Source organism: Enterobacter wuhouensis, from assembly GCF_004331265.1.
Taxonomy (GTDB): Bacteria; Pseudomonadota; Gammaproteobacteria; order Enterobacterales; family Enterobacteriaceae; genus Enterobacter; species Enterobacter wuhouensis.
Window position 1 is genome coordinate 22772 of sequence record NZ_SJOO01000008.1, and the last position, 19259, is coordinate 42030.

The 19259-nt window shown below is 57.5% G+C and carries 16 protein-coding genes; 10 read left to right on the top strand and 6 right to left on the bottom strand.

Translation table 11 applies throughout. The annotated features are described in order from the left end of the window. Positions 1-116: 116 nt before the first annotated feature. Entirely contained in the window at positions 117-1583 is a 1467-nt protein-coding gene (locus tag E0L20_RS16915) for a mannitol dehydrogenase family protein (RefSeq protein ID WP_131634962.1), read from the bottom strand. 205 nt (positions 1584-1788) lie between these two features. Here E0L20_RS16915 and uxuA point away from each other — a divergent pair, with 205 nt between their 5' ends. Continuing rightward, positions 1789-2979, top strand: a complete 1191-nt coding sequence (gene uxuA, locus E0L20_RS16920) for a mannonate dehydratase (protein WP_131634963.1) — start codon at positions 1789-1791, stop codon at positions 2977-2979. Between the two features lie 116 nt (positions 2980-3095). Here uxuA and yeiP read toward each other — a convergent pair whose 3' ends face one another. After that, positions 3096-3668, bottom strand: a complete 573-nt coding sequence (gene yeiP / locus E0L20_RS16925) for an elongation factor P-like protein YeiP (RefSeq protein WP_006176435.1) — start codon at positions 3666-3668, stop codon at positions 3096-3098. Between the two features lie 164 nt (positions 3669-3832). Between yeiP and E0L20_RS16930 the strand changes: the two genes are divergently transcribed. Continuing rightward, positions 3833-4087 carry a YkgJ family cysteine cluster protein gene (locus tag E0L20_RS16930; protein ID WP_131634964.1) on the top strand — a complete coding sequence of 85 codons (255 nt, stop codon included), beginning with the start codon at positions 3833-3835 and terminating at the stop codon, positions 4085-4087. Here E0L20_RS16930 and setB read toward each other — a convergent pair. Further along, positions 4084-5265 carry a sugar efflux transporter SetB gene (gene setB, locus E0L20_RS16935; protein ID WP_131634965.1) on the bottom strand — a complete coding sequence of 394 codons (1182 nt, stop codon included), beginning with the start codon at positions 5263-5265 and terminating at the stop codon, positions 4084-4086. The genes E0L20_RS16930 and setB overlap by 4 nt on opposite strands. A gap of 358 nt (positions 5266-5623) precedes the next feature. Here setB and fruB point away from each other — a divergent pair, with 358 nt between their 5' ends. The 3 genes from fruB to fruA are packed head-to-tail and all read left to right on the top strand — an operon-like array spanning position 5624 to position 9394. Next, complete coding sequence (fruB, locus tag E0L20_RS16940; RefSeq protein ID WP_131634966.1) at positions 5624-6754, top strand: fused PTS fructose transporter subunit IIA/HPr protein; 1131 nt, start codon at positions 5624-5626, stop codon at positions 6752-6754. Continuing rightward, a complete protein-coding gene (gene fruK, locus E0L20_RS16945; protein ID WP_131634967.1) occupies positions 6754-7692 on the top strand; it encodes a 1-phosphofructokinase in 939 nt (312 codons plus the stop codon). The genes fruB and fruK overlap by 1 nt, the downstream gene beginning before the upstream one ends. A gap of 16 nt (positions 7693-7708) precedes the next feature. Beyond that, on the top strand, positions 7709-9394 hold the full coding sequence (gene fruA, locus E0L20_RS16950) for a PTS fructose transporter subunit IIBC (protein WP_131634968.1): 1686 nt from the start codon (positions 7709-7711) through the stop codon (positions 9392-9394). A 47-nt stretch (positions 9395-9441) separates the two neighbouring features. Here fruA and nfo read toward each other — a convergent pair whose 3' ends face one another. After that, positions 9442-10299 carry a deoxyribonuclease IV gene (gene nfo / locus E0L20_RS16955; protein WP_131634969.1) on the bottom strand — a complete coding sequence of 286 codons (858 nt, stop codon included), beginning with the start codon at positions 10297-10299 and terminating at the stop codon, positions 9442-9444. Between the two features lie 63 nt (positions 10300-10362). Further along, positions 10363-11409 carry a YeiH family protein gene (locus tag E0L20_RS16960; protein WP_131634970.1) on the bottom strand — a complete coding sequence of 349 codons (1047 nt, stop codon included), beginning with the start codon at positions 11407-11409 and terminating at the stop codon, positions 10363-10365. A gap of 98 nt (positions 11410-11507) precedes the next feature. Between E0L20_RS16960 and yieE the strand changes: the two genes are divergently transcribed. The 3 genes from yieE to cirA all read left to right on the top strand — a co-directional run bounded on the left by yieE (position 11508) and on the right by cirA (position 16262). Then, complete coding sequence (gene yieE / locus E0L20_RS16965; protein WP_131634971.1) at positions 11508-12374, top strand: DNA-binding transcriptional regulator YeiE; 867 nt, start codon at positions 11508-11510, stop codon at positions 12372-12374. A 223-nt stretch (positions 12375-12597) separates the two neighbouring features. After that, entirely contained in the window at positions 12598-14064 is a 1467-nt protein-coding gene (locus E0L20_RS16970; protein WP_131634972.1) for an amino acid permease, read from the top strand. A gap of 227 nt (positions 14065-14291) precedes the next feature. Continuing rightward, positions 14292-16262, top strand: coding sequence for a catecholate siderophore receptor CirA (gene cirA, locus E0L20_RS16975; RefSeq protein WP_131634973.1), 1971 nt, complete (start codon positions 14292-14294; stop codon positions 16260-16262). A 111-nt stretch (positions 16263-16373) separates the two neighbouring features. Here cirA and fghA read toward each other — a convergent pair whose 3' ends face one another. Continuing rightward, on the bottom strand, positions 16374-17201 hold the full coding sequence (gene fghA, locus E0L20_RS16980) for an S-formylglutathione hydrolase (protein WP_131634974.1): 828 nt from the start codon (positions 17199-17201) through the stop codon (positions 16374-16376). A 138-nt stretch (positions 17202-17339) separates the two neighbouring features. Here fghA and E0L20_RS16985 point away from each other — a divergent pair, with 138 nt between their 5' ends. Next, entirely contained in the window at positions 17340-18488 is a 1149-nt protein-coding gene (locus E0L20_RS16985) for a YbfB/YjiJ family MFS transporter (RefSeq protein WP_131634975.1), read from the top strand. 102 nt (positions 18489-18590) lie between these two features. After that, positions 18591-19259, top strand: a complete 669-nt coding sequence (gene folE / locus E0L20_RS16990; protein ID WP_131634976.1) for a GTP cyclohydrolase I FolE — start codon at positions 18591-18593, stop codon at positions 19257-19259.

Below are 19259 nucleotides of genomic sequence, written 5' to 3' on the forward strand. Positions count from 1 at the left end.
CCGGGAGATAATTGTGATGCTGTAACAATTATCCATCATCCTGACGAAAAAAGAGCGTATTGAGAAGAGGAGGGGCGAACGAAGACCTTTTCCGTTCGCCTTAACCGCAATAATCGCTAAATATTTAACGTTTCAATAACAGCCTGACGCGCGCCGTGACGGACGATACGCTGGTATGCCTGATTCACCGCCTCCACAAAGCGGCCGTTTTGCACAAGATCCTGACCAAACACTTCACTCAGCTCCAGCAGGGCGTTAACGCGATCGGCGTCACCGCTGGCGTCAACGATAGCGCGGATCTTACCGCTAAGCGGGTCGCGAACATCAATGTCGTTACCGCGATCGTCCGTACCGCTTACGTAGCGTATCCAGCCCGCGACGCCCAGCGCCAGCAGGGGCCACGGGCTTTGCCGCTCAAGATGCACGCGAATGCCGTCCAGCATTCGCTGGGGCAGCTTCTGGCTGCCGTCCATCGCAATTTGCCAGGTGCGGTGCTGCAGCGCCGGGTTGGCAAAACGCTCAATCAGGCTGTCGGCATAGGCCGTGAGATCCACATCGGTAATGCGCAGGGTGGGAGCCTGTTCGTTAAGCATCAAGCGTCGCGCGGCGTCGCGGAAACAGGCGTCCTCCATGCATTCATTAATATGCGCGTAGCCAGCAAGGTAACCCAGGTAAGCGAGGAAGGAGTGGCTGCCGTTGAGCATTCGCAGCTTCATCTGTTCCCAGGGCAGGACGTCCTTCACCATTTGCACGCCAGCGACTTCCCATTCCGGGCGCCCGGCAACGAAGTTGTCCTCCACGACCCACTGAATGAAGGGTTCGCAGCTGATGGCGCACGGATCTTCAACGCCAAGCTCCTGCGTGATTTCTGCAAGCGAGGCGTCCGTTGCCGCAGGCACAATTCTGTCAACCATCGTTCCCGGGAAACTCACCTGCTCTTTAATCCACTCCGCCAGCGCGGCAGAGCGTTTCTGCGCCATGCCGAGCACGGCGTTTTTCACCACGTGGCCGTTGTCGGGAATATTGTCGCAGGAGAGCACGGTGAAGGCCGGCAGGCCGCGCTCGCGACGGCGGTGGAGTGCTTCAACCAGGATCCCCGGCGCGGAGTGCGGCTCGGACGGATGTTCCAGGTCGTGAATAATGCGCGCGTTTTGCATGTCCAGCCTGCCGGTCGCAGGGTCGATGCAATAGCCTTTTTCGGTAATGGTGAGTGAGACAATCGCCACCTGCGGTTCGCAAAATTTCTCAATGATGGCGGCAAGCGAGTCGAGTTTTGCATTCAGGCATTCACGTACGGCACCGACAATAATGGGATGATTACCCTCCGCGCCTTTTTCCAGCACGGTAAACAGATGATCCTGCGCGCGCAGCTGGCTCATCAGCACGTCGCCGCTGAAGAGGCTAATCTCACAAATACCCCAGTCGCCTCCGTTTGCATTCAACACCCGGTCCGTTAACAACGCCTGGTGCGCGCGGTGAAAAGCCCCGAAGCCGAAGTGGACGATGCGGGAGCGCAGCTGGCTGCGGTCATAGCGAGGCTGCTGAACGTGCGCAGGAAGCGTTATAGAGGCAATTGTCTTCATTAAATACACACCTGATTAACCATTAATTAACAATGGCAGTGTAAAGTTATATGACAACAAATTGAATTGGTAAGCCGTAAATATCGCTGTTCTGTGAGTTTGATCAATCAATGCGTGGCGGTGAGTTGACCCTTACGGTTAAACATGTATGGTAGTCGTCATTGCATTAACACATATTGGTATAACAACTTGAGAGGGTGGGGCAATGGAACAAACCTGGCGTTGGTACGGGCCGAACGATCCGGTTTCTCTTGATGATGTGCGTCAGGCTGGCGCAACGGGCGTCGTAACGGCACTGCATCACATTCCTAATGGTCAGGTGTGGCCAATAGACGAAATTCAAAAGCGTCAGGCGGTACTGGCGGAAAAAGGGTTAACCTGGTCTGTCGTGGAGAGCATTCCCGTTCACGAAGACATTAAAACCCATTCAGGCGACTGCCAGACCTGGATTGCCAACTATCAGCAGAGCATTCGGAACCTGGCGGCCTGCGGCATTGATACCGTTTGCTATAACTTTATGCCTATTCTGGACTGGACGCGAACCGATCTTGAGTACCAGATGGCGGATGGCTCCAAAGCGCTGCGTTTCGATCAGATTGCCTTTGCAGCCTTTGAGCTGCACATTCTGAAGCGCCCGGGTGCTGAAGCGGATTATACCGCAGAAGAGCAGGAGCAGGCGCTCGCGTGGTTCCACGCGGCAAGTGAAGCGGATGTCGAAAAGCTGACCCGCAATATCATCGCCGGGCTGCCGGGCGCAGAAGAAGGCTACACCCTGGACCAGTTCCGCGCGCGTCTGGCGGAATACGGAGATATCGATAAAAACCAGCTGCGTGAAAACATGGCTCACTTCCTGCGCGCTATCGTGCCGGTTGCGGAAGAAGCGGGCGTGCGGCTGGCCGTGCATCCGGACGATCCTCCGCGTCCAATCCTCGGCCTGCCGCGTATTGTTTCTACTATTGAAGATATGCAGTGGCTGAAAGAGACGGTGGATAGCATCTATAACGGCTTCACGATGTGCACGGGCTCATACGGGGTACGCGCGGATAACGACCTGGTGCGGATGATTGAAACCTTTGGCGATCGCATTCACTTTACGCACCTGCGTGCGACCTGCCGCGAAGATAACCCGAAAACCTTCCACGAGGCGGCGCACCTGGGCGGCGATGTGAACATGGTTGCGGTGGTGGATGCCATTCTGGCGGAAGAGGTGCGTCGTAAGCAGGCGGGCGACGTGCGTCCTATCCCGTTCCGTCCGGATCACGGGCACCAGATGCTCGACGATCTTCGCAAGAAAACTAACCCTGGCTATTCGGCGATTGGCCGCCTGAAAGGGATGGCTGAAGTGCGCGGCGTTGAGCTGACGCTGAAGATGCTGAAGTATCCGGAGCTTCTGTAAGCTCTGTTGCCCGGTGCTGCGCTTACCGGGCCTACAATAAAAAACCGGCCTGAGAGCCGGTTTTTGTGTTTTTGTAGGTCGGGTAAGGCGAAGCCGCCACCCGACAAATGCCGCAATCAGTCAGCGCGACCCATATAGCGTTTTTCTTCGATATGGATGCGGATTTTCTCTCCGGCTGACAGGTATTCAGGCACCTGCACAACCAGACCGGTGGTCAGGGTAGCGGGTTTGTTGCGCGCACTCGCAGACGCACCCTTGATGCCCGGCGCCGTGTCCACGATTTCCAGATCGACGGTCTGCGGCAGTTCCAGCGCCAGCAGCACGCCGTCCCAGGTCAGAACCTGCATGTCCGGCATACCGCCTTCAGGAATGAACAGCAGCTCTTCTTCAATCTGATCTTTGGTGAAGATATACGGGGTGTAATCTTCTTTATCCATGAACACGTATTCGTTGCCGTCGATGTAAGAGAAATCAACATAGCGACGGGTCAGGGTGACGGTATCAACGATATCGTCACCCTTGAAGCGTTCTTCAACCTTCAGGCCGGTACGGACATCGGCGAAACGCATCTTGTACAGCGTTGCTGCACCACGGGCGCTCGGGGCCTGAATATCGATATCTTTCACAATCAGCAGCTTGCCGTTGTAATTCAGTACCATACCTTTCTTAATTTCGTTCGCTCTTGGCATTGCAGTAATCCTGTCTACGGGAGGTAAAAAATATCGCGCCAAATTACTCGCGCGCGGCCTTTCAGGCAAGAGGAATTCGTGGCTTTTGCTATCAATACATAAAAGGTGTTACTGTGCGCGCAATGCCCGACTGCGCGGGTGTTTATCACCAACAGAGAGCATGTATGGATTGTCGTCCAGACTGTGGCGCGTGCTGTACCGCACCGTCCATTTCAAGCCCCATTCCAGGAATGCCGGAGGGCAAGCCTGCCAACACCCGCTGCGTTCAGCTCTCTGCAACCAATCTGTGCATGATCTTTGGTTCGCCGCTGCGCCCGAAGGTGTGCGCCGGGCTTCAGCCTTCTGCAGACATGTGCGGCAGCACGCGGGCGCAGGCAATAACATATCTTCTTGAGCTGGAAGCGCTCACCGCGCCCTAAACGTCCTTGATGCGCGTCAGGCAGCCGATCGTCAGGGCGCACATCACCAGCGCAATCCAGAACACCGTGTGATAGTTCCAGATCTCTGCAACCACGCCCGCCATGGAGCCTGCGATGATCCAGCCCACGCGCGTAGTATTAGTATAAAGGGTGGTGGCTGCCCCTGCCTGACCCGGCATCAGATCCTGAAAATAGAGCATACCGATACCTGCCAGGATGCCGATATAGATGGCGTTCAGCAGCTGTAAGGCCAGCAGTAAGCCCGGCGTGTGAACCGTCAGCATACCGACATAAAACAGCAGACCGGCGACCGCCGCGATGCGCATCAAAAAACGTTTCCCAAAGCGCTTCGCGTAATAGCCCGCAATCAGCATGGTCGGTATTTCCAGACCCGCTGCGGTGCCCATCATGATGCCCGCCAGCTTCTCCGGCAGGTGCAGCTCGTCAATAATAAACAGCGGCATATTAATGATATAAAGGCTGTTGGTGCCCCACATCAGCGTACAGATAATAAAGAGCAGCAGCGCATCACGGCGGTTACGACGCGGCGCTTCCAGCGTGCCCGTCGCCAGCTTCGGCTCTTTGCGCATCGACGGCAAAAAGAACCACACCATTGCGCCGCACACCACAAAGGCGATGGCCGCGCTCAGGTACATCACCGTAAAGCCAAACCCCATCGCCAGCGCGTAGGCGAGCGGCGGGCCTATCACCCACGCCAGCGACACCTGAGCACGAAGAATCGAGCTAAACATAACCGCTTCACGCCCGGTGCGGTCGGCATGTTCACGGGCAAGGGCGAACATCTGCGGGTTAGCGGTCGAACCAAAGCTGCTCAGGAACACGCCAACAAACAGCAGAACAAAGTAGTTGCGATTCCAGGCAAACAGCACGCAGGCGAATACGCCCAGCAGACAGCAAAACACGATCAGGCTTTTGCGGTCCCCCTTTCTGTCGGAGCGTCCCGCCAGAAACTGGCTCACCAGGATGCCGATGATGGCGCTTCCGGTAAAGAAGAAGCCAACCATCGCCGGGCGCGCGTGGACTTCGTTGGTCAGAAATAAACTCAGCGTTGGCGTTTGTAACGCACCGGCGATCCCGGTGAGGAAGGCAACAATCAAAAACGCCGTTGACGTCAGATCAAAAGGCTTTGGAGAGGCGGCAGCGGGGGTGTTATGCATGGTCATTGATTAGCGAGTAACAGAGAGAGGCGGAGTGTACGCCGCTTGTCAGAAAATAAACAGGTGGTGCGGTCAATTTCGCTACAAAAAATCAAAATGGCATTTCAGTTTCAGCTTATGGCTGATCTTAGCTGAAAATGGTTTGCTGAACGTCAGCAGGTTTCAGCTGAACGATGAAGAAATGTGCTGTATCTCAAAATTCTGAAATGAGAAATGTAACTTTTCTTGCAACGCCTTGCAGAAAGGACAAGACTTCTTGAAACGTTTCAGCGCTTTCTTGTTTTAACTGACGGAGCAGGTTAGCGCATTTTTTCTCATTAAGGCTGAAACGATTCAAGTTCAGCAGGAGAGGAGAACCATGTTCCAGTTATCTGTACAGGATATCCACCCGGGTGCTCAGGCCGGGGACAAAGAAGAGGCTATTCGCCAGGTTGCAGCTGCCCTTGTGCAGGCCGGCAACGTGGCAGATGGCTACGTCAACGGCATGCTGGCGCGCGAGCAGCAGACCTCAACCTTCCTCGGCAACGGTATCGCCATTCCGCACGGCACGACCGATACCCGCGACCAGGTGCTGAAAACCGGCGTTCAGGTTTATCAGTTTCCGCAGGGCGTGCTCTGGGGTGATGGTCAGGTGGCTTATGTCGCTATCGGTATTGCCGCCAGCAGCGACGAGCACTTAGGTCTACTGCGCCAGCTGACGCACGTGCTGAGCGATGACTCCGTAGCTGAGCAGCTGAAATCTGCGACCACCGCTGAAGAACTGCGCGCCTTGCTGATGGGCGAAAAGCAGAGCGAAGCGCTGAAGCTGGATAATGAAACCCTGACGCTGGACGTTGTCGCTTCCGATCTGGTGACGCTGCAGGCGCTTAACGCGGGCCGTCTTAAAGAAGCCGGTGCAGCAGATGCGACCTTCGTCACGCGCGTCATTAATGATATGCCCCTGAACCTGGGTCAGGGCATTTGGCTGAACGACAGCGCTGAAGGCAACCTGCGCAGCGCCGTTGCGGTGAGCCGCGCGGCAAGCGCATTCGACGTAGACGGCGTTAGCGCCGCGATGCTGGTGACCGTTGCGATGGTCGACGACCAGCCGGTTGCCGTGCTGAAGCGTCTGAGCGATCTCCTGCTGAACAACAAAGCTGAAAAGCTGCTGAACGCCGATGCCGCAACCGTGCTGGCGCTGCTGACCAGCGATGATGCCTTGACCGACGATGTGCTGAGCGCCGAGTACGTGGTGCGTAACGAACACGGTCTGCATGCCCGTCCTGGCACCATGCTGGTGAACACCATTAAACAATTTGAAAGCGAGATCACCGTGACCAACCTGGATGGATCTGGCAAGCCGGCCAACGGCCGCAGCCTGATGAAAGTCGTCGCGCTCGGCGTGAAGAAGGGCCACCGTCTGCGCTTCACCGCGCAGGGTGCCGATGCTGAACAGGCGCTGAAAGCCATTGGCGATGCCATCGCGGCGGGCCTGGGGGAGGGCGCATAATGAGCAGACGTGTTGCAACCATTACGCTGAACCCGGCTTACGATCTGGTGGGTTTTTGCCCGGAAATCGAACGCGGCGAAGTAAACCTCGTGCGCACCACCGGCCTGCATGCGGCAGGTAAAGGGATTAACGTCGCGAAGGTGCTGAAAGACCTCGGTATTGACGTCACCGTTGGCGGCTTCCTCGGTAAAGATAACCAGGACGGATTCCAGCAGCTGTTCAGCGAGCTAGGGATTGCTAACCGCTTCCAGGTGGTGCAGGGCCGTACCCGCATCAACGTTAAGCTGACCGAGAAAGACGGCGAAGTGACCGATCTGAACTTCTCCGGCTTTGAAGTCACCCCGTCCGACTGGGAGCGTTTCGTTAACGATTCCCTGACCTGGCTGGGCCAGTTCGATATGGTGTGCGTCAGCGGCAGCCTGCCGTCCGGCGTGAGCCCGGAAGCCTTCACCGACTGGATGACGCGCCTGCGCAGCCAGTGTCCGTGCATCATCTTTGACAGCAGCCGCGATGCGCTGGTCGCCGGCCTGAAAGCCGCGCCGTGGCTGGTGAAGCCAAATCGCCGTGAGCTGGAGATCTGGGCGGGCCGTAAGCTGCCAGAATTAAAAGATGTCATTGAAGCTGCCCATGCGCTTCGCGAGCAGGGTATCGCTCACGTGGTGATTTCTCTTGGCGCAGAAGGGGCGTTGTGGGTTAACGCGTCTGGCGAATGGATCGCCAAACCGCCGTCAATGGAAGTTGTCAGCACCGTTGGCGCCGGGGATTCCATGGTTGGCGGCCTGATTTATGGCCTGCTGATGCGTGAATCCAGTGAACATACGTTACGTCTTGCCACCGCCGTTGCTGCCCTGGCCGTGAGCCAGAGCAATGTCGGTATTACCGATCGTACCCAGTTGGCCGCGATGATGGCGCGCGTTGACTTAAAACCTTTTAACTAACAGCAGGAGAGGAATAATGAAAACGCTGCTGATCATTGACTCCGGTCTCGGACAGGCTCGCGCCTATATGGCGAAGACCCTGCTGGGCGCGGCGGCACAAAAAGCACACCTGGAGATTATCGATAATCCGGGCGATGCCGAACTGGCGATTGTCCTGGGCGATAAAATCCCGGCCGACAGCGCGCTGAACGGCAAAAAAGTGTGGCTGGGCGATATTAATCGCGCCGTGGCACATCCTGAACTGTTTCTGAGCGAAGCGAAAGGCCACGCGACGGCCTACAGCGCACCTGTCGCGGCGGCTCCGGCTGCGGCGGCTGGTCCGAAACGCATCGTTGCGATTACCGCCTGTCCTACGGGCGTCGCACATACCTTTATGGCGGCTGAAGCCATTGAAACCGAAGCGAAAAAACGCGGCTGGTGGGTAAAAGTTGAAACGCGCGGCTCCGTTGGCGCGGGCAATGCCATAACTCCTGAAGAAGTGGCGGAGGCCGATCTGGTGATCGTTGCCGCGGACATCGAAGTGGATCTGGCGAAGTTTGCCGGCAAGCCGATGTACCGCACCTCTACCGGACTGGCGCTGAAAAAGACCGCGCAGGAGTTTGATAAGGCGCTGGCTGAAGCGAAACCGTATCAGGCGACCGGTGCCGCGAAAACCGCTACCGAAGGGAAAAAGGAGTCTGCGGGGGCATATCGTCATCTGCTGACCGGCGTCTCCTACATGCTGCCGATGGTGGTGGCGGGCGGCCTGTGTATCGCGCTCTCCTTTGCGTTCGGTATCACCGCATTTAAAGAAGAAGGCACGCTGGCTGCTGCGCTGATGCAGATCGGCGGCGGCTCAGCGTTCGCGCTGATGGTGCCGGTGCTGGCGGGCTTTATCGCTTTCTCCATTGCTGACCGTCCTGGCCTGACGCCGGGTCTGATCGGCGGTATGCTGGCGGTAAGCACCGGTTCCGGCTTTATCGGCGGTATCATTGCCGGCTTCCTCGCGGGTTACGTTGCGAAGCTCATCAGCTCTAAGCTGAAGCTGCCGCAGAGTATGGAAGCGCTGAAGCCGATTCTGATTATCCCGCTGATCTCCAGCCTGGTGGTCGGCCTGGCGATGATTTACCTGATCGGTAAGCCGGTTGCGGGCATCCTGGCGGGTCTGACCCACTGGCTGCAAACCATGGGAACGGCGAACGCGGTCCTGCTGGGTGCGATCCTCGGCGGAATGATGTGTACCGACATGGGTGGTCCGGTGAACAAAGCGGCGTACGCGTTTGGCGTTGGCCTGCTGAGTACCCAGACCTACGCGCCGATGGCCGCGATCATGGCGGCAGGCATGGTGCCACCGCTGGCGCTCGGCCTGGCGACGATTATTGCCCGTCGCAAGTTCGATAAAGCGCAGCAGGAAGGCGGCAAAGCGGCGCTGGTGCTGGGCCTGTGCTTCATCACCGAAGGTGCGATTCCGTTTGCGGCCCGCGACCCGATGCGCGTTCTGCCGTGCTGTATCGTCGGTGGCGCGGTAACGGGTGCTATTTCAATGGCGGTGGGCGCGAAGCTGATGGCGCCGCACGGCGGTCTGTTCGTACTGCTGATCCCAGGCGCTATCACCCCGGTGCTGGGCTATCTGCTGGCAATCGTTGCCGGTACGCTGGTGGCGGGTCTGTCTTACGCGGTGCTGAAGCGTCCGGAAGCGGAAGTCGTGGCAAAAGCAGCGTAAGCGATAAACAACAAAAAAGCCGGGTTGCATTATGCACCCGGCTTTTTTTATGCCGCCTGTTCAGCGGTTTGCTGAGCCTTCAGCCAGGCAATCTCTTCCGCCCAGATATCCGGATTAATGGTTTCCAGCACCATCGGAATGCCGTCGAAGCGGGTGTCCTGCATGATAAAACGGAACGCATCGTGGCCAATATTGCCTTCGCCCAGGCTGTGGTGGCGGTCAACGCGGCTGCCGAACGCGCTTTTCGCATCGTTCAGGTGCATCCCGCGCAGGTACTGAAAGCCGACAATGCGCTCAAACTCATCGAAGGTGTGCTTCGTCGCCTCGGTGGTGCGCAGGTCATACCCGGCCGCAAACGCGTGGCAGGTGTCAATGCACACCCCCACGCGGGATTTATCCTCTACGCCGTCAATAATCGCCGCCAGATGCTCAAACTTAAAGCCGAGGTTGCTGCCCTGACCGGCGGTGTTTTCGATCACTGCGGTGACGCCTTTGGTTTTATCCAGCGTAATGTTAATGGACTCGGCAATGCGCGCCAGGCAGGCGTCTTCATCTATTTGCATCAGATGGCTACCCGGGTGGAAGTTCAGCAGCGTCAGCCCCAGCTGTTCGCAGCGCTGCACTTCATCAAGAAACGCCTCGCGGGATTTATCCAGCGCGTCCTGAACCGGATGGCCGAGGTTAATCAGATAGCTGTCGTGGGGGAGGATCTGCCCTGGCCCGTAGCGGTATTTCTCACAGGCGGCTTTGAAATCATCAATGACTTCAGCGGTGAGCGGCGCGGCGCGCCACTGGCGCTGATTTTTGGTGAACAGGGCGAAAGCGGTCGCCTCGATTTCGGCGGCGCGAATGGCGGCATTCGCAAGGCCACCTGCAGCGCTAACGTGCGCTCCAACATATTTCATAAAAAACTCCTGCTAACCCGAAACGCATATGATAGCGGGTTAGCAGGAGAAGGACGAGATGGTTTATGCCATCAGGCTGTGCACCGCGAGGTTAATCGCGCCGCCGCCGACAATCAGCCAGATGAAGAGCACCAGCGCCATCAGCAGCGGTTTCGCACCGGCTTTTTTCAGGGCGCTGACGTGGGTGGTCACCCCCAGCGCCGCCATCGCCATCGCCAGCAGCACGGTATCCAGCGTCACCAGCATATCCACAGCGGCTTTCGGCAGCAGGTGGAAGGAGTTAAAAATCGCGACCACGATAAACAGGATCGCAAACCACGGAATGGTGATTTTGCTCTTCTCGTTGCCGCCAGCCGGCGCCAGCTGCTTAACGCGGGCGGCCAGGAAAATCAGGAACGGGGCCAGCATCATGACGCGCAGCATTTTCGCAATCACCGCCGCGTTTTCCGCTTCCGGGTTGATGGCGTGACCCGCTGCCACCACCTGCGCAACTTCGTGCATGGTAGAGCCGATATAGATGCCGTAGGTTTCAGGGCTAAACCAGTGCGCCACCAGCGGATACATGGCGGGATAGAGGAAGATCGCCAGCGTACCGAAGATCACCACCGTCGCCACCGCCACGGTCACCTTGCTGGCCTCTGCTTTAACGACGGGTTCCGTAGCCAGCACTGCCGCCGCACCGCAAATGCTGCTCCCCGCGCCGATGAGCCAGCTGGTTTGCTTGTCCAGGCCAAAGATCTTCTGGCCGATAAAGCAGGCCAGCAGGAAGGTGCTGGTGAGGGTCAGGACGTCGATGGCGATGCCGCTGACGCCCACGTCCGCAATCTGCGAAAAGGTGAGGCGGAAGCCATAAAGGATGATCCCGAGGCGCAGCAGATGCTGCTTGGCGAAGATCACGCCGCCGTCGCAGGATTTCCAGATGTGCGGGTAAACGGTATTCCCGACCACCATGCCGAGCAATATGGCCAGCGTTAACGCGCTAAAACCCGCTCCCGCGACGGCGGGGATGCTGCCGCCCCATAACGCCACGCCGGTAACCACGGCGCTGAGGGCAAGACCCGGCACGAAGTGCCACACTGTACGATGATGCTGTAAGGTAATTTCGGACATAACCTTCTCCTTTGTCTGGCTAAAAGGTTACGGCGTGCTGGCTTAAAAATAAAATTGATTATATATTTATAATTAATCTATATAAGTGGTAACTCCTCATGCACATTACATTGCGCCAGCTGGAAGTCTTTGCTGAAGTGCTGAAAAGCGGCTCGACAACCCAGGCGTCGCAGATGCTGTCTCTCTCCCAGTCGGCGGTTAGCGCCGCGTTGACCGATCTTGAAGGCCAGCTGGGCGTGCAGCTGTTCGACAGGGTAGGGAAGCGGCTGGTGGTCAACGAGCACGGTCGTCTCCTGTACCCGCGCGCGCTGGCGCTGCTGGAGCAGGCCATCGAGATAGAACAGCTGTTCCGCGAAGACAACGGTGCGATCCGCGTCTTTGCCAGCAGCACCATCGGCAACTATATCCTGCCGGAAGTGATTGCCCGCTACCGCCGGGATTTCCCGACCCTGCCGCTGGAAATGAGCGTCGGCAATAGCCAGGACGTCATCAATGCGGTGATCGATTTCCGCGTGGACATCGGGCTGATCGAAGGGCCATGCCACAACGTGGATATTATCGCCGAGCCCTGGCTGGAGGATGAGCTGGTGGTCTTTGCATCCCCGGCCTCCTCTTTACTCCAGGGCGAGGTGACGCTGGAGCGGCTGGCGCAGGCGCAGTGGATCCTGCGCGAGCAGGGTTCCGGCACGCGCGAGATTGTTGATTATTTACTGCTCTCGCACCTGCCGAAGTTCCAGCTGGGCATGGAGCTGGGAAACTCAGAAGCCATCAAGCATGCGGTGCGTCACGGGCTGGGCATCAGCTGTCTTTCCCGACGCGTGATTGCTGAACAGCTGGAAACCGGCTCGCTGGTAGAAATCCCCGTCCCGCTGCCGAAGCTGGTGCGCACGCTGTGGTGCATCCATCACCGCCAGAAGCATCTTTCCAGCTCTCTGCAGCGTTTTCTGCGCTACTGCGAAATGTGAAAGCGCCCCTCACCCCAGCCCTCTCCCCAAAGGGGAGAGGGTGTTTTAAGTCCCCTCTCCCCTTTGGGGAGAGGGTCAGGGTGAGGGGAACGACCCTATTTCTGCTTTACTTATAATCCTGGCCGAGTCATGAAGCTCTCTTATAACTGGGGATTTCTGCCGGAAGGAACGCAGATCGTCTGCTACAATCGCGCCTCATTTATTAAATGGACAGCATTTTCACATGGTTTCAGAAACTAAAACCACAGAAGCGCCCGCGCTACGTCGCGAACTTAAGGCGCGTCACCTGACGATGATCGCTATCGGCGGTTCAATCGGTACAGGTCTTTTCGTTGCCTCTGGCGCAACGATTTCGGCAGCAGGCCCGGGCGGGGCACTTTTCTCTTATATGCTGATTGGCCTGATGGTGTACTTCCTGATGACCAGTCTGGGCGAACTGGCGGCGTACATGCCGGTGTCCGGCTCGTTTTCCACCTACGGCCAAAAATACGTTGAAGAAGGCTTCGGCTTCGCGCTGGGCTGGAACTACTGGTACAACTGGGCGGTGACCATCGCCGTTGACCTGGTCGCTGCGCAGCTGGTGATGAACTGGTGGTTCCCGGATACGCCGGGCTGGATCTGGAGCGCACTGTTCCTTGCCGTCATCTTCCTGCTGAACTACATCTCCGTGCGCGGCTTCGGCGAAGCTGAATACTGGTTCTCTTTAATTAAAGTGGCTACCGTCATCATCTTTATCGTTGTCGGCGTGGCGATGATCGTGGGTATTTTCAAAGGGGCCGAACCTGCCGGATGGAGTAACTGGACGATAGGCGATGCGCCGTTTGCCGGGGGCTTCTCGGCGATGATTGGCGTGGCAATGATCGTTGGCTTCTCCTTCCAGGGCACCGAGCTTATCGGTATCGCCGCCGGTGAGTCTGAAAACCCGGAGAAGAACATTCCGCGCGCGGTGCGTCAGGTGTTCTGGCGTATCCTGCTGTTCTATGTGTTCGCCATCCTGATTATCAGCCTGATCATTCCGTATACCGATCCGAGCCTGCTGCGCAACGATGTGAAAGACATCAGCGTCAGCCCGTTCACGCTGGTCTTCCAGCACGCGGGCCTGCTCTCGGCTGCAGCGGTGATGAACGCGGTGATCCTGACGGCGGTGCTGTCGGCGGGTAACTCCGGTATGTATGCGTCCACCCGTATGCTCTACACCCTGGCCTGCGACGGTAAAGCGCCGCGTATCTTTGCCAAACTGTCGCGTGGGGGCGTCCCGCGCAACGCGCTGTATGCGACCACGGTGATTGCGGGTCTGTGCTTCCTGACCTCCATGTTCGGCAACCAGACGGTGTACCTGTGGCTGCTGAATACCTCCGGCATGACGGGCTTTATCGCCTGGCTGGGGATTGCCATCAGCCACTACCGCTTCCGTCGCGGCTACGTGATGCAGGGTCATGACCTGAACAACCTGCCGTACCGCTCAGGATTCTTCCCGCTGGGGCCGATTTTTGCCTTCATTCTGTGCCTGATTATTACCCTGGGACAGAACTATGAAGCCTTCCTTGCGGATTCCATTGACTGGGGCGCGGTGACGGCCACCTACATTGGTATTCCGCTGTTCCTGATCATCTGGTTTGGCTACAAGCTGACGAAAGGAACCCGCTTCGTTCGCTACGGTGAAATGGATTTCCCGGAACGATTTAAATAATAACCGCACGTCCTCTCTTCAGCCCGCTCATTCGAGCGGGCTTTTTTGTCTCCACAGTATGAAGAACGGATATATTTATTAACAATTAAATTGATAATAGTTATCGTTTGCTTTATCGTTACGGGAAAATGAGTAGGTACCCGACCGGCCAGAGAAGCAGGCGGGCAGAAACACATTGTGAGTAATAATTATCTGATTTAGTTGTATTTACCTCATGGAGATATGGAATGTTTAGGTTGAATCCCATCGTCAGGGGAGGGCTTTGTGCATCCGCAATGTCCCTGGCACTGCCTGTCATCGCTGCGGAATCCGGCGACACAATGGTTGTAACGGCCTCCGCGACCGAGCAAAACCTGAAAGACGCACCGGCGAGCATCAGCGTCATCACCCAGGAAGATTTGCAGCGTAAACCCGTTCAGAACCTGAAAGATGTGTTACAGGATGTGCCGGGCGTACAGCTCACTGACGAAGGTGACAACCGCAAAGGGGTAAGTATTCGCGGTCTGGACAGCAGCTATACGCTGATCCTGGTTGACGGCAAGCGCGTTAACTCCCGCAACGCCGTATTCCGCCATAATGATTTTGACCTGAACTGGGTGCCGGTTGACGCCATTGAGCGTATCGAAGTGGTGCGCGGACCGATGTCTTCCCTCTACGGCTCCGACGCCCTAGGCGGCGTGGTCAACATTATTACCAAAAAAATCGGCCAGAAATGGACCGGAACCCTGAGTGCCGATTCCACTATTCAGGAACACCGCGATCGCGGTGATACCAACAACGGCCAGTTCTACACCAGCGGCCCGCTGGTCGATGGCGTGCTGGGGCTTAAGGCCTACGGCAGCGTCTCTAAGCGCGAAAAAGACGATCAGCAAAAATCCTCTTCCACCGCGACCGGTGAAACGCCGCGCATTGAGGGCTTCACCAGCCGCGATGCCAACGTTGAATTCGCCTGGACGCCGACGGAAAACCACGACTTCACCGCGGGCTATGGCTTTGACCGGCAGGATCGCGAATCCGATTCCCTCGACAAAAACCGTCTTGAGCGTCAGAACTACTCCCTCAGCCACAACGGCCGCTGGGACGTGGGCAACAGCGAGCTGAAGGTCTACGGCGAGAAGGTCGATAACAAAAACCCGGGTAACAGCAGTCCGATCACCTCCGAGAGCAACGCGGTGGATGGGAAATACATCCTCCCGCTCGGCGAAATCAACCAGATGCTGACCTTCGGCGGCGAGTGGCGCCACGACAAGCTGAAGGACCCCGTTAACCTGACGGGCGGCTCCAGCAGCACGACCTCGGCAAGCCAGTACGCGCTGTTCCTGGAAGATGAGTGGCGTATCTTTGAACCTCTGGCGCTGACAACCGGCATCCGTATGGATGACCATGAAACCTATGGCGATCACTGGAGCCCGCGCGCCTATCTGGTCTACAACGCGACCGATACCGTAACGGTGAAAGGCGGCTGGGCGACCGCGTTTAAGGCCCCGTCTCTGCTGCAGCTTAGCCCGGACTGGGTGACCGGCTCGTGCCGCGGCGCCTGTGAAATTGTGGGTAACCCGGATCTGAAACCAGAAACCAGCGAAAGCTTTGAGCTCGGACTGTACTACAGCGGGGAAGAGGGCTGGTTAGAGGGCGTCCAGGCCAGCATTACCACCTTCCAGAACGATGTGGATGACCGCATCAGCATCAGCCGTACGGCCAATGTGAATCAGGCGCAAAGCTACCCGAACTACGTCGGGCTGAATGCCGACGGCGAGCCTATTTTCCGGTATTACAACGTCAACAAGGCGCGCATCCGCGGGGTGGAAACCGAGGTGAAGTTCCCGGTTGCCGAAGACTGGAAGGTGACGCTGAACTACACCTATAACGACGGGCGTGACATCAGCAACGGCGGCAACAAACCGCTGTCCGAACTGCCGTTCCACACCGCCAACGGAACCGTTGACTGGAAGGCAACGCAGGACTGGTCCTTCTACGTGCAGGGCAACTATAAGGGCGAGAAACGCGCGCTGACCAGCGGCGAACCGACGCCGGGCGGCTACGTGATCTGGAATACCGGTGCGGCATGGCAGGTAACGAAAGCGGTTAAGCTGCGCGCGGGCGTGCAGAACCTGCTGGATAAAGATCTGAGCCGTGACGATTACAGCTACACGGAAGATGGCCGTCGCTACTTTGTGGGCGTGGATTATAAGTTCTGATGAGGCCAGGGTGAAAGCAAAACGGCAACGTAAGTTGCCGTTTTTAGTGTTTGTTCCCTCTCCCTGTGGGAGAGGGTCAGGGTGAGGGCATCAGAGCGCACACACTCGCACTTACCCGAACAAATGCTCCGCATGGAAGCGGAGATGATCCTCAATAAAGGACGCCATAAAGTAATAGCTGTGGTCGTATCCCGGCTGAATGCGCAGCGTCAGCGGCCAGTCCTTCTGGCGCGCGGCTTCGGCAAACACCGCGGGCTGTAGCTGCCCGGCGAGAAACTGATCCGCATCGCCCTGATCGATAAGCATCGGGATCGCATTCCCGGCATGGCTTGCCAGCATCAGGGCACAGCTGTCCCATTCCTGCCACGTTTGCTCATCATTTCCAAGATAGTGCGTAAACGCTTTCTGTCCCCACGGCACCTGAGAAGGGTTCACGATCGGCGCAAAAGCCGACACGCTGACGTATTTCCCTGGGTTTTTCAGCGCCATGATTAACGCGCCATGTCCGCCCATAGAGTGCCCGCTAATCGCGCAGCGGTCGCTCACCGCGAATTCAGAGTGAACCAGCGCAGGCAGCTCGTCGCGAATATAGTCATACATGCGGTAGTGGCTCGCCCACGGCTGCTCGGTGGCATTCAGATAGAAACCGGCGCCTTTACCTAAATCGTACCCGGCATCGTCGGCCACATCATCGCCGCGCGGGCTGGTGTCGGGCATAACCAGCGCAATGCCCAGCTCGGCCGCAACACGCTGCGCGCCCGCTTTGGTGGTGAAGTTTTCGTCATTACAGGTCAGGCCGGAAAGCCAGAACAGAACCGGCGGATTGTCCGTCGGCGGCAGAAAAATGCTGAACGTCATGGCACAGTTCAGAACGGTGGAGTCGTGCCGCCAGCGCTGCTGTCGACCTTCAAAACAACGGTGCTCTTCGAGCAGTTCCATGCAGGGCTCCTTTAAACGTATTGCTATTCACACAATCCATAATACAGAGTTTTCATTGACCTGTGAGTAACTTTCACTTCCCCCTTGCGGTCAGATGCTGCATCATAAATTTACTTTTCTTTAACATTTGGAGCGGTCATGGCGCTGCGTATCGCGCTCAGCGGATTTGTGGTTCTGGTGGTGGCGATGGGGATAGGGCGCTTTGCCTTTACGCCTCAGGTGCCGCTGATGATTGCCGCCGGGCAACTCACGCTTACCAGCGCGGGTCTGGTGGCGGCGATGAACTATCTGGGCTATCTGGTGGGGGCGTGGGATGCCATGCGCGCTCACCGTTTTGTGGAAACACGCCTCTGGCTGGGTATCTTTGGCGCCGTAGCGCTGACGCTGCTCTCGGCGGCTGCTGACAATGCGGTCATACACGGATTGCTGCGCTTTGTGATTGGCTGCATGAGCGGGTGGTCAATGGTGCTAATTGCCGCTTGGACCAACGAACGGCTGGGGCAACTGGGTAAACCTGGACTCAGCGCCGCCGTGTTTGCCGGGCCGGGGGCTGGTATCGCCCTCAGCGGGCTGCTTGCCGTCTACATTCAGGCGAGGTCACTCTCTGCCGGAGCGGCATGGCAAATCTACGGCGTGCTGGCGCTGGTGCTGGTTGTGCTGGTCGCGCGATACTTGCCGCGTTCAGGCCAGCTGCATCGACCGGGAACAGCGCCGGAACCGCTGGTGCTGACGACGGATTTAAAGCGCCTGGTCTGGAGCTACAGCCTGGCGGGATTTGGCTATATCCTTCCGGCAACCTTTTTATCACAGATGGCGGCGGCGCGTTTTCCCGGCAGCCTGTTCGCCCAGTTTGTCTGGCCGATTTTTGGCGCTGCGTCCGTTCTCGGCATTGCGCTGAGTATCGCGCTGCGCCACGCCTCTACCTCTAACCGCAGGCTGGCGATCGTGCTCTGGCTACAGGCCGTTGGCGTGCTCGCCGCCTGGCTGCTGCCGGGCGTTGGCGGCTTGCTTATCGGCGGATTGCTGGTGGGCGGCGGCTTCTTATGTGCCGTGCAGCTCTCTCTTTTATACGGTCGCGAGCTGGCGCCAAACCACACGCGCTATATGGCGGGACTGCTCACCACGGGTTACGCCATTGGCCAGCTGGTTGGCCCCGTTACTTCGGCGCTTTCAACCTGGCTTACCCATCAGCTGGAGCCCGCGCTGGGGCTGGCCGGCATCGCGCTGTTTGTCGGCGGGGCGTTAGTCTGGAACCGCCAGGCCGAAAGGCAGCAGCAATTGCAATAATTATCGTCGTGAATACTGGATTATGTGCGCCGCCTCACGCACAATGAGCGCACACTTTTGCCACAACGAGGGCAAAAGACGCCACACCTGCAGGAGAAAAGAATGCCATCACTCAGTAAAGAAGCTGCCCTGGTCCATGAAGCCCTGGTTGCGCGCGGTCTCGAAACGCCGCTGCGTCCACCGGTTCAGGAACTGGATAATGAAACCCGTAAGCGTCTGATTTCCGGGCATATGACCGAGATCATGCAACTGCTGAATCTCGATCTGAGCGATGACAGCCTGATGGAGACGCCGCACCGCATCGCAAAAATGTACGTCGATGAGATCTTCTCTGGCCTCGATTACGCGAACTTCCCGAAAATCACCGTCATCGAAAACAAGATGAAGGTCGATGAAATGGTAACGGTGCGCGATATCACGCTGACCAGCACCTGCGAGCATCACTTCGTGACTATCGATGGTAAGGCTACGGTGGCGTATATTCCAAAAGACACGGTGATTGGTCTCTCCAAGATCAACCGCATCGTGCAGTTCTTCTCCCAGCGTCCGCAGGTGCAGGAGCGTCTGACGCAGCAGATCCTGACCGCGCTGCAAACCCTGCTGGGCACCAATAACGTGGCGGTTTCTATCGACGCGGTTCACTACTGCGTGAAGGCCCGCGGCGTACGCGACGCGACCAGCGCGACCACCACCACCTCTCTGGGCGGCCTGTTTAAGTCGAGCCAGAACACCCGCCAGGAGTTCCTGCGCGCCGTGCGTCACCACAACTAA